The following is a 14419-nucleotide window of genomic DNA, read 5'->3' as shown; positions in this document are numbered from 1 at the left end:
CTCGAAGCGCGCCGCGCGGCATCAGCTCGCGCTGCAGTCGTACACCGTGACCCGCTGGTAGATCGCGCCGACGGGCGCTGCCGGATACACGAAGTGATCGCGACCGACGAAGAGGTAACGGAACGGCGCGGCGTGCTTGGGACCGCTGCACTTCGCGGGGTTGGCCTCGAAGCCTGGCTCACCGGGCCAGAGCAACGGCTCGGTCACGTTCCAGAGCGACTGCGCGCCTTTGAGCACCTCGAGCTGGAACGAGTTGCTCTCCCAGTGCGCCTTGAACGTCATCACGGCGTCGAGATCCCAGCCGAACACCGCGGGCGATTGCTTGTCGAAGCCGCCGCCGTAGCCCAGCGCGCCGGCTTTCAGCTTGACGTGCGAGTCGAGCTTGGCGGCATCCCAGAAGCCCGGAACGTCGGGCAAGTAGCCGTAGACGCGCAGGTGGGCCCACGACTCGCAGGCGGCTGCGGCCTTGTGCATGCTGCCATGGGGGCTCTCGAACAGCCCGATGGGCATGGCGTCGCACTCGCACCATTTGCCCGGAGCGGTGCCGCCTTCGCCCTGACATCCATCGTAGGGGCACTGCTTGCCGTTCTTGTCGACCACCTGCTTGGTCGGGTCCAGGTTCTTGGCGACGATCTCGAAGCGACCGCAGGGGACGGGCTTGCCCAAGTCGTAGACCAGGCGGTTTTCGAGCGCCACGGTCTGCCAGCCGCCGGCCACGAACGCGCCGCCCTCCTGCGCGGCGTCCGTATTGCCGTCGGTGAGATCGTCATCCACGAGCTTGGTACAGGTGTTGCTGCAACACGGGCCGCAGTCGAGGGGGTTCCCGCAGCCGTCGTCGGGCGCTTTACCGCACGACAGGTTCGCCTCGGCGCAACTCTTCGGCACGCAAGCGCCTCCTCCCGTGCCGGCCGCCCCCGCGCCCCCGCCACTCGAGCCACCGCTCGCCCAGGAGCCGCCGGTCACCAAGCCTCCGCCGACGCCGCCGGCTCCTCCTCCCCCGGCGTGGCTCGGGCCGGACGACTCGTCCGCCGCGCACGCGACGGCTGTCATCGACGCCAAGAGAGCGATGCGAACGCTGCTCCGACCCATGCCGCCGCCATTCTACCCCAACCCTGGCGCTCGCGGTCGTCGTCGCTTCGACGCGGGCGCCGAACGACTCGAACCTTCGCGCGCCCGGCTCGTGATCGTCAGCGACGGCATCACCTCGGTGAGTGATGGCTCCTCTGCCCCGTGCGCGGCGTGCGCTCCGGGCGGGGTGGCGTTAGCCGAGTTCGAGAAGCGAGGTTCGTCCATGAAAGAGCTGATTCAGCAGTTGGTGAACAAGGCGGACTCGAGTGAGGCGCAGGCCACGAAGGTGGCCGAGGTCGTCCGAGACTTCATCGGCGAGAAGCTCCCGGAGCCAATCCGCGGACCCGCGCTGGCGGCGCTGACCGGACAGAACGTGGACGGCGCAGCCGACGCCATCAAGGGCGTGGTCGGGAAGCTGTTCGGCTAGGCTCGTGACGCCGGGGCGGGATGCGCGCGTCTCCGTCGGAGGCGCGGGTCCGCTCAATCCGGCGCGTTCGCGCCGGTTCGGCCGTGCACCCGCGGCAGCGTCTCGAACCCGCGGCGTGCACGCGCGATGTTCAACACGACCTGGTTGACCAGGAGCACGGCATTGCCGGCGACGACCGCGTACGGCGTCCAGCTCGGCCGGTAGCACGCCGCGAGGAACGCCGCGGCGAAGCCGAGGGCGGTGAACGTGCCCCAAGGGTCCATCAAGGTGGCCATGCCGCTGGCGAAGGTCGCCGACACCAGCAGGAAGCCGATCAGGACGGAGCGCATGTCGAGGCCGAGCCAGCTGGCGCCCACGCACCAGACGACAGTAGCCGCCATCCCGGTCACGATGACCGACATGCTGGTACGGTTGATGCGGTTCTCGAGCAGCTGCCTTCCACGGGTGGCCACCACCACGACGCCGATCGCCGTGAAGCCCAAGGTGAACCCGACCAGGGGTGTCACGGTGGCGGGCGGGACGAAGGCGACCACGCACCAGAACCCGACCCACACCAGCCCGAACACGGCGCCGAGGAGCCCTCGCATCTTGTGCCCGAGACCCCGATCCGCGTCGGTCACGATTCGGCGCAGCCGCGCTTCTTCTGCGACGGCCCGCGCTCGGGCTCGGGCGACGCGCTCCAGCAGCTCTTCCGGCAGTCCTTGCTGCGCCTCCGCGATGCGGCCTGCAGCATGCGCATCCTCCCGCGACAGTGCGCGCTCGACGCGCAGAATGGCCAGCTCACGCAGGCCTCGAACGGCTTCGTCGCACTCGGCCCACTCTTCGAGCGCCGCGCGATAGGCGAGCTCCGCCGCGACGCAGGCACGCTCTGCGCCCGTCTCGTCTCCGCGCTCTTCCGCGCTGGCGGCGAGCGCGCGTTCCTTGTGGCCGCGCTCGACGAGCCGCAGGGCGCCCCGGTGTTGGGTGAAGGTCGCCAGGGCCAGGCGTACGTCTTCCGGGTGCGCGGTGCGCTTGCCGATGTCCGGCTCGAGGGCGCGCTCGGTGATGCGCCGGAGCTCGACGGGGACGTCTTCGGGAAGCGCGGGCAAGCGCGTCGCATCCGTCGCCGCGTCGATGACCCGCGCCTCCAGCGAGACGCCGGCGTGAGGGGGGTGACCGGTCAACACATGGTACAGGGTGGCGCCGAGCAAGTAGGTGTCCGTCCACGGCCCCAGGCGTGAGTCGCGTCCCAAGAGCTGCTCCGGCGCCATGTAGCCGGTCGTGCCCATCAGGTCGTGAGCGTCCTCCTCCGCGCCGTCGGGATCGTCCAGATCGCGCGCGATGCCCCAGTCGAGCAGATACACCTCACCGAAGGAGCCGAGCATGACGTTCCCGGGCTTGACGTCGCGATGGATCACGCCGCGGCTGTGGGCATAGGAGAGCGCACGGGCCACCGCCATCAACACGTCGAGGTTCCACTCCAACAGATCCGTCGCTCCGAACAGCGCGCGCACGCGTTCCGGGTCGCGCATCAGCTCGGTCCAGGTGTGCCCTTCGATCAGCTTCAGCACGACCTGAGGCACGCCATCCGCACCGCGCACGATGTCGTGCACCGGCACGATGTTGGGGTGCTCCAGGCGCCCGGTCACGCGCGCCTCACGGAGGAGCCGAGCGACGTCCGACTCCGAGCGGCGGTCTCCTCTCAGCGTCTTCACCGCGACGGCGCGATCGAGCTTGAGCTGCCGGCCGAGTCGCACGACGGCCATGCCGCCTTGGCCGAGCGTGGCGCCCACGTCGACGCCCTCCAGCCGAGGCGGTTCGGGACGCTCGGGGCCCGGTCGAATGCGCAGGGTGCGACCGGGCTGCGTGGGCTCCGCCTGGACCGCCAAGTCGGCCAGCTTGCGGCGCAGCGCCGGCCGCCGCTCCAGCCGCGTCTCGAGCGCCTCGGCGTCGGCTTCGTCGAGCCGACCTTCGAGCAGCTCCGTCAGTTGGCTGGCGTCCTCATCCACGCGGCAATTGTCCACGAAAACTCTCGCGTTGCCGTCTTCGTCGACGACGCGCATCCGGAGCCGTCCGGACGGTTCCAGACGGGAGCGTTCATTCCGCCCGGGGGTGCCCAGAAAACCCCGACGAAACGCGGCTGGATCGGTTCCTGCTACCGGGGGGCCAAATGGGACGGAGCGGGCTGATCCTCTTGGCGCTCTCGGGCGTGCTGATGAGCGCGTGCGCCGCCACCGAGGTTCCCGAGCAGGGTGGGCCGATGGGAGAGGCGGGCGCAGCCGGGGCGCCGGACGGTGAAGGTGAGCTCACTCCGGACCCGCCACCCGCCAGCGGTGGCGCGGCGGGCGCAGCCGGAGCCGCGGGCGCGGCAGGCGCGGGCGGGATCCCGGGGCCGACTTGCGGAGACGGGTATTGCGATTCCGGCGAGAGCGCGTGCGAGTGCCCGGGCGACTGCGGTCCTTGCAGTACGGGCGGGAGCGGCGGGACGGGCGGCATGCCGAGTGGCGGCACGGGCGGCGGGGCGAGCGGCGGGGCGAGCGGCGGCGGCGGCGCCAGCGGTGGCGGTACGAAGACGCCCGGCGAAGAAGCGATGCTGCGCGCCGAGAGCGGTATCGGCTTCTCTTACTGGTGGGGCCACGGTCGGTTCCTGCCGGAGGGCCCGAGCGCGAGCAACGCCGGGTCCTGCTCGGGCAGCTGCCCGAACTGCTCGCACAGCGGCAGCTACGGCGGCGATTGCTCCGGCTACGTCGCGAAGATCTGGCAGGTCCCGTCGAGCAACATCGATCTCACCAAGGACTCGCATCCCTACTCGACCGCGGATTTCGACGAAGACGGGAGCCAGTGGAGCACGGTCCCGCAGGGCTCGCTGAAGGCGGGCGACGCGATGGTCTATCGCAGCGGCGGCGCGGGCCACATCTTCCTGTTCGGCAAGGGCGACCCCTGGGGCTCGATGTACGCCTACGAGTGCAAGGGCTGCTCGGCCGGATGCGTGAAGGGCTACCGGACGGTCTCGAGCGCCTACCACGCGATTCGCAGGACGGGCTACTGAGGTCAGTGCACAGCCATCGGTGGGAACAACAAGAACGCCGCCAAGGCCCCCGCCAGCCCGGCTCCGACGGCGATCCAGGCCGTCTCCGTGCGATTGCTGTGCTCGAGCTCGGCGCTCGCGTATTGCTCCGGTTCGAACGGGATGGGCGCGTGGTTGCCGGACCTGAGCCACGTCTCGCCCTCGAAGCGGTGCACGCGAATCGGACGGCGCAGGACGTATCCGCCGTGACCGCTCTTGGGGTGCAGGCGCACCTCCTTGTAGCGGACGACCTCGATCGTTTCCCCGTCGAGCCCGGCCACGCGCACGCTGTCGTCGGTCTCGAGGCGCGCGAGCCGAGGGACGTCCACCGGGCGGATTCGGTCGGTGTGGCTACAGCCCAGGGCCAAGGCCGCCGCGACCGCCAGGGCACCCCTCATGTGCGAGCAGCGTAGCACTGGAGGTGCGGTGCGCCACGCTCGGGCGAACGCCGGCGCTACTGCGCGGAGCAGTCCGTCAGCGACGTGTCACCGACGAAGCTCACCACGTCGTCCGGGTCGTTGCTGTCGTATCACCCGGCGAGAGTCGAGGGGCGGGTGGAGCTCAGCAGCCGAACGCTTGAAACTCGAACACCTTGGGGTTCGACGCCTGGCTGCAGGATGCCGCGTGCAGGCCGTAGATGCGGACCTTGGTGGTCGAAACCGGCGCGGTGAAGGTGTACTCCCAGTCGTTGGTCTTGCCCGCCACCGTGCCGTTCGTGACCCAGGACGAGCCGTTCCACCACTGGATCGTGCCCCCGGCGGCGGTGCGACCGGTGACCGAGCTGCAGCTCGAAGCAGAACAGGCGGTGGTGTCGATCTTGATGCGGCCGACCGTGACCGCACTCGGCCAGGTCAGCTCGACCCAGGCCGTGCCTGGGCTGCTCGTCGCGGAGACCCAGTGCCAGCCCTGCGCCGAGCACTGGGACTCGTCATAGCCGTCGTTCATGTTGTCGGGGCCGGTGGTGCCCGAGCCGCCACCGCTGCTCGCCGCGGTGGCCGTGAGGGCCAGGTTCTGGGTCGGGTTGCAGGTGTTGACGCAGGAGCCGCTGACGCAGGTCTGCGCGCTGCTGCACACGGTGGTGCAGGCGCCGCAGTGGCTCGGGTTCGTCTGCAGGTTCACGCACTGGTTGCTGCAGTTCGTGAGCCCACTGCCGCAGACCGTGGTGCAGGCGCCGTTCTGGCACACCTGACCCGAAGCACAGGCCGTGGTGCAGGTGCCGCAGTGCGCCGGATCGGTGTTCAAGTTGTAACATTGGTTGTTGCACTTGGTGAGCCCGCCGCTGCAGACCACGGTGCAGGCGCCGTTCGCGCAGGTCTGCCCCGCCGCGCACGCGTTGCCGCAGGCGCCGCAGTGCAGCGGGTCGGTGCTCAGCGCCACGCACTGCCCCGAGCAATTCGTCGTGCCGCCCGAGCAGACCAGCTGACAGGCGCCGTTGACGCAGGCGTTGCCGCTCGGACATGGCTTGTTGCACGCGCCGCAGTGCACCACGCTGGTCGAGAGCTCGACGCACTGCGTCCCGCACTTGGTCAGGCCGCCGGAGCAGACCAGCGTGCACTGCCCGTTCTGGCAGCTCTGCGAGGCCGGACAGGAGTTGCCGCAGGCGCCGCAGTGCAGCGGGTCGATCTGGGTGTCGACGCACTTGCCGCTGCAGTTGGCGGTCCCGCCGGAGCACTGGAGCGCGCAGCTGCCGCTGGCGCACACCTGGCCGGTGGCGCAGGCGTTGCCGCACGCGCCGCAGTGCGAGGCGTCGACGTTCGTGTCGACGCACTTGCCGCTGCAGTTGGTGGTCCCGCCCAGGCAGGACAGGGCGCACTGCCCCAGCGAGCAGACCTCGCCGTTGTTGGTCGCGCAGAGCTTGCCGCAGGCGCCGCAGTTCTCCGGATCCACGCCGGTGTCGACGCACTTGCCGCCGCATTCGGCGAAGCCGGCCCCGCAGGTAGCGTTGCACTTGCCAGCGGCGCAGAGCTCGCCGGCGAAGCAGATGTTGCCGCAAGCACCACAGTTGCCCGGATCGGCGCTGGTGTCCACGCAGATGCCGTTGCAGTTGGTGGTCCCGAAGGAGCAGTTCGCTCCGCACTTTGCGGACGCGCAGACCTCCAGAGCCGCGCAGGCGTTGCCGCAAGCACCGCAATTCTTCGGATCGTTGTCGGTGTCGGTGCAGGTCCCGCCACAGACGAGCTGGTTGCCGAGGCAGCTCGACGAGCAAGCTCCCGCCTGGCACACCTCTCCCGCGTTGCACACCTTGCCGCAGGCGCCGCAGTTCTGCGCGTCCACGCTGGTGTTGGTGCAGACGCTACCGCACGCGACCGTTCCCGCTCCGCAGGTCGTGGGGTTGGACGCATCGACGCCGGGGCTGTTGGTGCAGCTGCCGAACGTCGCCAGCACCAGCGTGATGACCGCTGCCCGGGCCCAGGCCGAGATGACGCGCGCGCGAGTCGCCATGCGAAACTGTCGCACGGCTCCCGCGCGCAGGTGAAGTCTCGCAGCAAGTGAGGTGGGAGAGTCTCGCACCAGCGAGGCTCAACAAGACGCGCAGCAATCACCGTAGAACCAGCACCAGGCGTCGCAGTAGCACTGCTCGCCCCCGCTGCCCGCGCTGCCCGCGCTGCCCGCGCTGCCCGCGCTGCCCGCGCTGCCCGCGCTACCGCCCCCGCTGCCCCCGCTGCCACTGCCGCCCCCGCAGGCCGCGCAGCAGTCGTTGTAGTAGCTGCAAGACGAGTCGCAGTAGCACTGCTCGCCGCCGCCGCTGCCACCACCGCTCGCCCCGCCACCACCGCCCGCCCCGCCGCTGCCGCCCCCGCTGCTCCCGCCCGCGCCGCTGCCACCCGAACAGGCCGCGCAGCAGTCGCCGTACGAAGCGCAGTCAGCGTCGCAGTAGCACTGCGGGGCGTCCGACTTGCCGGTCGGCGCGGCGCCGAACTTGCTGGCGCGGATGGCGTGGTAGCCGCCGGAGACGAGCGAGTCGACGGTGCGCGCACGGAACTGCATGTCGTCCGCGGTGCTCGCCTGCTCGAGCACGCAGGCCTCGGTCTTGGCCGCGTCGTTCCAGCCCACGAACATCACGATGTGGCCGGACTTTCCGCTGCGGTAGACCATGGCGTCGGCGGGCACGAGCTCGTCGAAGGAGCCGAGGCTCGACCACTCGGCGCCATCCTCGACGAAGCTCGCCGTCGTGTACGACGTGCCGAGCTCCCAGCACATCGAGACGAAGCCCGAGCAGTCCGTGCGGTACCCGCCGTACTGCTGGCTCTGGCTGTAGGGCACCTGGGCGTCGTACCAAGCGAACCCGCGCTCGATGGCCGTCTTGCGCCCACCCTGCACGCTGGCGAGGATGCCGTCGCGGGAGAGCGTACAGCCTACCTTGAGCGTTCCCGAGGTGTCGCCCAGGTCGCCGGTGATCGGGGGCGGCGAGGTATCCGTGGCACAGCCCAGTGCGACGACCGAGAGCAGGAACGCGAGCGAGGGAGCCAGGACACGCATGGTGCTCTGGGGAGCAAGGCGCGTGCCGGCGCACATGCGCCCGGAAATGGCGGGAAACCCCAAGGATCCGCCGTGGGTTCGGCGACAGTCCGGACTCCGGGTGGAATCCTTCCGGACGCTCAGGCCCGGTTCAGCCCGACCCCGACCAGGAACACCTCCGAGCTCACCGAACGGGTCCCCGCCGGGCGAATCGTCTGCTCCTTGGCGTAGCGCGCCTTCACGGCCTGCTTGGCCGCCTGGAAGTCGGCGCTCATGAACAGCTTGCCGACGAACGCGCCACCGGGCTTGCCCAGCGCCGCCGCCACTTCGAGCGCGCGCATGAAGAGCTCGAAGGAAAGGGTCTGGTCGCGCACCTTGCTGCCGCTCGTGCTCGGCGCCATGTCGCTCAACACGACGTCGTAGGGCGCGAAGGTCGAGAGGGCCTCGTTCGTCAGGTCGAGCGCGTCGCCGCGGATCACCGTCACCTGCTCGGGAAAGGCCTGGCGGATCTCCTGAAGGTCCACCGCGAGCACACGTCCCTTGGGGCCGACCTTCTGCGCCGCGTACAGGCTCCAGCTGCCTGGCGCCGCCCCCAGATCCAGCACGTGCTTGCCGGGGCCGAACAGGCGCACCCGGCGGTCGATCTCCTCCAGCTTGAACACGCTGCGGGCGGGATAACCCTGCGCCTTGGCGGCCAGCGTGCGCGCGTCGGCGCGGGAGTACGGGTTCTGGCGGCGGCTCACGAGGTGGACCAGACGTACCCGGCGATGCCTTCGTCGATGTAGCCGAAGGCGCTGACGGCGTTGTTCTTCTCGGCGAGGCTCGTGGTGTAGAAGTGGCTGCTGCTCGGGTGGCTGAGCCGATAGAGCGGGACCGCGCCGCAAGTGGCGCTGGTCGCGACGTAGCCGAGCACACCTTCGTTCAGCGCGCCCGCGGCCCCCTCGCAGTTGCTGGCCTGGGTGTAGAAGTGCTTTCCGTTCGCGAGCAGACAGCGATGGAAGGCCACCAGCCCCGTGGTGGTTGCCTTGTACACGTAGAAGAAGTTCTGGAGCTCGACGGTGAAGCCGCAGCAGGCCGCCTCGGTCAGGCTCGTGGTGTAGAAGTGCTCGCCGGCCTTGCTCGAGCGGTGGACTCCGTTGCGACATCCGGCGAAGTCGTCGCAGTTGTTGTCGCAGTTGTCGTCCTTCAGGTTGCAGGTCTCGGCCGGTGCCGAGGGGCAGGAGCACTGCGGCTCTTGCTTGCAGGTCGCGTAGTTCATGCAGCTGGTCGGCTGCTGGGCGCTGCACGCGCCCCAGCTGCCCGCAGCGCAGGTCTGGGTGCCGCTGCCGCAGCTCGTGCTGCACGACTGCGTGAGCCCCTCGTCGACCTGCCCGTCGCAGTCGTCGTCCTTGTTGTTGCAGAGCTCGGCGCCGCAGCTGCCGCCGCTTCCGCCGCTCGCGCCGCTACCGCCGCCGCCGCTCGGCCCGCCGCCGCTGCCGCCGGGTGCTCCGCCTCCACCCGGCGCGCCGCCGCCCGGTGCGCCCGCCGTGCCGCCCGTGGAAGAAGCGTCACCCGCGCTCCCGCCGCTCGGTGCCCCGGCGCTGCCACCCGACTGCTCGCTCGGGTTCGTCGTGCTCGAAGAGCAGCCCCCGAACGCGAGCAGCCCCAGGAGCACCGACCCGAGAGCGAGCTTCACCCTCACTCAGCCAAGGCTAACGGTGGTCGCGAAGGAACGCAACCGGCGCTCAAGGCTCGCGGTAGAAGCGCGGCACGCGCCGCGACACCGCCGTCAGCACTTCCCAGGGAATGCTGCCGAGGTGCTTGGCGATTTCTTCGGCGGTGATTGCGTCGCTGCCCAGCGGGCCCTTCTGCGCGCCGAGCAGCACCGTCTCGTCGCCCATCCGCGCGCCGTCGATGTCCGTCACGTCGATCATGGTCATGTCCATGCTGACCACACCGACGATGGGCGCGCGCTTGCCGCGCACCAGCGCGAAGCCGTTGTTGGACAGCCCGCGGGACAGGCCGTCGGCGTAGCCCATGGGCACGGTGGCGATGCGGCTCGGCCGCGTCGCACGCCAGGTGGCGCCGTAGCCCGCGCTCATGCCCGGCGCGAGATCGCGCAGCGCGATGATCTCGCTCTGGATGCGCATCACGGGGCGAAGCTCCGTGGACAGGCCGTCGCTGGGCGAGACGCCGAACAGGGCGATGCCCGGACGCACCAGGTCGAGGCGAGCGCGAGGGCTCGCGAGGGCCGCGGCGCTGTTGGCGGCGTGGCGCAAGCGGGGCGAGAGGCCCATCGCGCGCAAGCTGGCCGTCGCCGCGTCGAAACGGTCGAGCTGCTCGTCGATGCCCTCACCGGTGTCGGCGCAGGCGAAGTGGGTCATCAGCCCCTCGAGCTGGACCTCCGGGTGACGCAGGAGCGCGGCCCCGAGCCTTCCGGCGTCCTTCGGCATCACGCCCAGGCGGCCCATGCCCGTGTCGATCTTGACGTGGACGTTGATGGGCTCGCTCGACGAGTAGCGGACCTCGTCCGCCAGCTCCTCGATGTGCCCGGCCTCGAACACCACCGGCGTCAGCTCGTGGCGCAGGAGCTCGCCCCAGGCGCGGCCGTAATAGCCACCCATGACCAGGATGGGCACGCGGATCCCCGCCTCGCGCAGCTCGATGCCCTCCTCCAGGAGCGCGACGCACAGGCCCGTGGCGCCGGCCCGCTCCAGCGTGCGCGCGACGGCCTTGGCGCCGTGGCCGTAGCCGTCGGCCTTGAGCACGCCCCAGACCTGGGCGCCGCCCGCCACCCGCTGCAAGACGCGCAGGTTGTGGCGCAGGTTCGCCAGGTTGATCTCGGCGCGGGTGGGCCGCACGGCGTCCGAAGGGACGGCCCGCTGCGGCCGGAGCACGCGCGGAAGTGGTGTGCTGAGGGCGCTCACGCCGGGTCCGAGCAGAGGATGCTGCACCGTCATCGTGGCCTTTGGATTGTCGAAACTGCCTAGCCCCGGTCGTCGTGCCGCGTCAACTAATTGGGGCTCACCTGTAGCAACGCTGAACGCACCTGCCGTAGTCCGCGTCGCAGGTCTTGCAGCTCCCGCGCTTGGTTCCCGCGTCCGGATTGCAGGCTTCTCGACACTCTCTCCAGGACGAGCGGCAGTCCGCGGCGCAGTCGGCGCCCGGCGGCTCCGCGGGCGAAGCGTCCGGTTTGTTCGCGACGGCGCCGTCAGGCGCGCCCGCATCCTTGCCCGCCGTCGCGGTGGAGACCAGCGGCGGCGGTGGCGCGTGCAAGCTGGTCGGCACCGGCGCCTCCGTCGCACCGGTCCCGCCGTCGTGCACGCTCAGGTCGAGCTCGGGCCGAGAGCTGTCACCGGTCGCCAGCGTGGCGATGCGCCGGCGCGCGTACTCCAGGCGATCGCGGGTCTGTCCATACGTGTAGCGCTGGCTCCACTCCTTCCAGCACGTGATGCGGTGCCCGGGCGCGACCTTCTCGTCCAGGTCGAGCCGGTAGCAGTGCTCGAAGCGGATGTTCCCCTCGTAGATGGCGCTCACGCTCGGGCCACAAGCGGCGACGGCGAGCGCGAGGGCCAGGGAGCGGCGGGGCACTCCCCGACTATAGATCACGGTCGGCTCGGCCGAGGTGCTATGGACGGCGGCATGTTCACCGGCTTGGTCGAGACCACGGGCGAGCTCCGCGCGCGGGAGCGCCGGGGGCCGGGCTTTCGCCTGGAAGTCGCCTGCACGCTCGGCCCGCTCGAGCTCGGTGACTCCATCGCCGTGAGCGGCGCCTGTCTGACGGTGATCGCGCACGACGAGCGCGGATTCTCCGCCGACGTGTCGCTCGAGACGGCGGAGAAGACCACCCTCGGTCGGCTGCCGTTGGGCGCCCGCGTGAACCTGGAGCGTTCGCTCAGGGTCGGCGACCGGCTCGGCGGGCACCTGGTGAGCGGGCACGTGGACGGCGTGGCCAAGGTACGCTCCGTGGAGAGCGTGGGCGAAGCCTGGCGCGTGTGGGTGGAGCCGCCAGCGGAGCTCGCGCGCTTCGTCGCGCCGAAAGGCTCGGTCACGCTGGACGGGACTTCGCTCACGGTCAACGGTCTCCAGGGCGACGCCTTCGACGTGATGTTGATCCCGCACACCCGCGAGGTGACGAACCTCGGGCGTCTGGCCGCCGGCGTTGAGCTGAACATGGAGGTCGACTTGGTCGCGCGCTACGTGCTCCGCTACCTGGACGCCTCCAGCGCCGATCCCGACGCTCGCCTGCGCGACGTGCTGGAGCGCGCCGGCTTCATCCGATCCTGAGTCGAGTCATGCCTCACCGCGCTGCCCCCCGCCCCCTGGACATCGAGCCCGAGCCGCTCACCCGCGTGCGCCGCGCGTTGGACGACATCCGCGCCGGCAAGATGGTGATCTTGGTAGACGACGAAGATCGCGAGAACGAAGGCGATCTGACCATGGCCGCCGATCAGGTCACGCCGGAGGCCATCAACTTCATGGCCATCCACGGCCGCGGCTTGATCTGCCTGACCTTGACCGAAGGCCAGGTGGAGCGGCTGGAGCTGCCGATGATGCAGCCGCCCAAGGGGCGCGCCGGACCGCCGCTCGGCACGGCGTTCACCGTCAGCGTGGAGGCGCGAGAGGGCGTGACCACCGGCATCAGCGCGGCGGACCGCGCCCACACCGTGAAGGTCGCCATCGCCCCCGACGCGAAGCCGGACGACCTGGTGACGCCCGGCCACGTGTTCCCGCTGCGCGCGCGGCGCGGCGGCGTCCTGGTGCGCGCCGGACAGACCGAAGGCTCGGTGGACCTGGCGCGGCTCGCGGGACTCACTCCGGCCGGCGTGATCTGCGAGATCATGAACGACGACGGCACCATGGCGCGGATGCCGGATCTCGAGCGCTTCGCCGAGAGACACGGGCTCGTGATCCTGACCATCGCGGATCTGATCCGCTACCGGCTGCAGGCCGAGAGGTTGGTCGAGCGCGCCGAGGAGGCGGACATCGTCCTGGACAGGACCGACACCGCCTGGCGAGCCATCGTCTACGAGGCGACCGTGGAAGATCGCCAGTTGATGGCCTTGGTGAAGGGCGACCTGTCTCGACCGGGGGCCATCCTGTGTCGCATGCACTCCGGCTCCACGCTCGGTGACGTGTTCGCCTCGCCGGCGAGCGAGGGCGGGCGCAACCTCTTCGAGGCCGTGGACGCCATCGAGGCCGAAGGCCGCGGCGTGATCGTGTACCTGCCGCCGAGCGGGGATCTGAGCGCCGAGCTCGAGTCGATCGCTCGCCGCACCAAGAGCTCGCCGCTGGCCTCACCGGCCCCGCTGGACAGCCGCGCCCACGGCGGCACGCTGCGCGAATACGGCCTGGGCGCGCAGGTGCTGCGCGAGCTGGGCGTGAGCCAGATCCGGCTCTTGACCAACAATCCGCGCAAGATCGCCGGCATCCACGGCTACGGCCTCGAGGTGGTAGAGAGCGTGCCGCTGGTGAAGAACCGCCCGAGCCAGCTATCGTAGGTCCTCCGATGTCCGACTCACCCAAGCTCATCGAAGGCACGCTGATCCCGCCGGGCAAGGCGCGCTTCGGCATCGTCGCGTCGCGCTTCAACGACTTCATCGTGGACCGGCTGGTGGCCGGCGCGCTGGACGCCTTCGCGCGTCACGGCGTCCCGTCCGATCACGTCACGCTGGTGCGGGTGCCAGGCAGCTGGGAGCTGCCGCTGGTCTGCTCGCGCCTCTGCAAGAGCGGCAAGCTCGACGCTGTGATCGCCCTGGGCGCGGTGATCCGCGGCGGTACGCCGCACTTCGACTACGTCGCCGCCGAAGCCGCCAAGGGCGTGGCCGCTGCCTCCGCAGAGAGCGGCGTGCCGGTGGTGTTCGGCGTGCTCACCACGGACAGCATCGAGCAGGCCATCGAGCGCGCCGGCACCAAGATGGGCAACAAGGGCTACGACGCCGCGATGGCCGCCATCGAGATGGTGAGCCTCGGCAAGGCCCTCGCCGACGCCGGGCTCTAGCCACCATGGGCGCACGCAGCGGAGCACGCGAAGCGGCCTTGCAGCTGCTCTTCGGCATGGAGATGAGCGGCGCACAGGCCGATCAGGCCATCTTCGACTTCTGGCGCGAGATGCCCGGTGACGCCGAGGGTCGGGACTACGCCAACGAGATCGTGCGCGGCGTGTGCTCCGACAAGGAGGCGACGGACGCGCTGATCCGCGCCGCCAGCACCAACTGGCGACTGGAGCGCATGACGCGGGTGGACCGGAACCTTTTGCGCATGGGCGCCTGGGAGCTCCGCACCCAGCCCGAGACGCCGCGGGCCGTGATCATCGACGAGGCCGTGGAGCTTGCGAAGCGCTACGGCACCGAAGACAGCGGAGCGTTCGTGAACGGCGTGCTCGAGCGCATCGCCAACGATCTGGGGCGCAAGGACGCGGACGCCGCCGGTTGAGCGAG

General features: G+C 70.4%; 13 protein-coding genes and 1 pseudogene. 7 read left to right on the top strand and 7 right to left on the bottom strand.

What is annotated here, in order from left to right; all coding sequences use genetic code 11:
- Positions 1-21 precede the first annotated feature (21 nt).
- Positions 22-1089, bottom strand: coding sequence for a hypothetical protein (locus HS104_04630; GenBank protein MBE7479264.1), 1068 nt, complete (start codon positions 1087-1089; stop codon positions 22-24).
- A 202-nt stretch (positions 1090-1291) separates the two neighbouring features.
- Here HS104_04630 and HS104_04625 point away from each other — a divergent pair, with 202 nt between their 5' ends.
- Entirely contained in the window at positions 1292-1495 is a 204-nt protein-coding gene (locus tag HS104_04625) for a hypothetical protein (protein MBE7479263.1), read from the top strand.
- 53 nt (positions 1496-1548) lie between these two features.
- Here the strand turns inward: HS104_04625 and HS104_04620 are convergent, their stop codons facing one another.
- Complete coding sequence (locus tag HS104_04620; GenBank protein MBE7479262.1) at positions 1549-3537, bottom strand: serine/threonine protein kinase; 1989 nt, start codon at positions 3535-3537, stop codon at positions 1549-1551.
- Positions 3538-3644: 107 nt separating this feature from the next.
- Between HS104_04620 and HS104_04615 the strand changes: the two genes are divergently transcribed.
- A complete protein-coding gene (locus HS104_04615; GenBank protein MBE7479261.1) occupies positions 3645-4523 on the top strand; it encodes a hypothetical protein in 879 nt (292 codons plus the stop codon).
- Positions 4524-4525: 2 nt separating this feature from the next.
- On the opposite strand, the gene HS104_04610 is transcribed toward HS104_04615, so the two are convergent.
- Positions 4526-4939: a hypothetical protein gene (locus HS104_04610; protein MBE7479260.1), complete on the bottom strand. Its 414-nt coding sequence runs from the start codon at positions 4937-4939 to the stop codon at positions 4526-4528.
- Positions 4940-5102: 163 nt separating this feature from the next.
- Complete coding sequence (locus HS104_04605; GenBank protein ID MBE7479259.1) at positions 5103-6983, bottom strand: hypothetical protein; 1881 nt, start codon at positions 6981-6983, stop codon at positions 5103-5105.
- A 295-nt stretch (positions 6984-7278) separates the two neighbouring features.
- Here HS104_04605 and HS104_04600 point away from each other — a divergent pair.
- Positions 7279-7419, top strand: a pseudogene (locus HS104_04600) (cell envelope biogenesis protein OmpA).
- A 721-nt stretch (positions 7420-8140) separates the two neighbouring features.
- Here HS104_04600 and HS104_04595 read toward each other — a convergent pair.
- The 3 genes from HS104_04595 to HS104_04585 all read right to left on the bottom strand — a co-directional run bounded on the left by HS104_04595 (position 8141) and on the right by HS104_04585 (position 11570).
- Positions 8141-9145 carry an RlmE family RNA methyltransferase gene (locus HS104_04595; GenBank protein MBE7479258.1) on the bottom strand — a complete coding sequence of 335 codons (1005 nt, stop codon included), beginning with the start codon at positions 9143-9145 and terminating at the stop codon, positions 8141-8143.
- 579 nt (positions 9146-9724) lie between these two features.
- Positions 9725-10840, bottom strand: a complete 1116-nt coding sequence (gene alr / locus HS104_04590; GenBank protein MBE7479257.1) for an alanine racemase — start codon at positions 10838-10840, stop codon at positions 9725-9727.
- Between the two features lie 163 nt (positions 10841-11003).
- Positions 11004-11570 carry a hypothetical protein gene (locus tag HS104_04585; GenBank protein ID MBE7479256.1) on the bottom strand — a complete coding sequence of 189 codons (567 nt, stop codon included), beginning with the start codon at positions 11568-11570 and terminating at the stop codon, positions 11004-11006.
- Positions 11571-11621: 51 nt separating this feature from the next.
- On the opposite strand from HS104_04585, the gene HS104_04580 reads away from it, so the two are divergent.
- The 4 genes from HS104_04580 to nusB are packed head-to-tail and all read left to right on the top strand — an operon-like array spanning position 11622 to position 14414.
- Positions 11622-12266, top strand: coding sequence for a riboflavin synthase (locus tag HS104_04580; GenBank protein MBE7479255.1), 645 nt, complete (start codon positions 11622-11624; stop codon positions 12264-12266).
- Between the two features lie 8 nt (positions 12267-12274).
- Complete coding sequence (ribB, locus tag HS104_04575; GenBank protein ID MBE7479254.1) at positions 12275-13480, top strand: 3,4-dihydroxy-2-butanone-4-phosphate synthase; 1206 nt, start codon at positions 12275-12277, stop codon at positions 13478-13480.
- Positions 13481-13488: 8 nt separating this feature from the next.
- Positions 13489-13980 (top strand): 6,7-dimethyl-8-ribityllumazine synthase, encoded by a 492-nt coding sequence (locus HS104_04570; protein MBE7479253.1) that lies wholly within the window; start codon positions 13489-13491, stop codon positions 13978-13980.
- A 5-nt stretch (positions 13981-13985) separates the two neighbouring features.
- Positions 13986-14414 carry a transcription antitermination factor NusB gene (gene nusB / locus HS104_04565; GenBank protein ID MBE7479252.1) on the top strand — a complete coding sequence of 143 codons (429 nt, stop codon included), beginning with the start codon at positions 13986-13988 and terminating at the stop codon, positions 14412-14414.
- Positions 14415-14419: the final 5 nt, after the last annotated feature.

It is taken from the genome of Polyangiaceae bacterium (genome assembly GCA_015075635.1).
GTDB lineage: Bacteria > Myxococcota_A > Polyangia > Polyangiales > Polyangiaceae > JADJKB01.
Note: the sequence above shows the minus strand (reverse complement) of the source record. Positions and strands in the feature narration are given on the sequence as shown.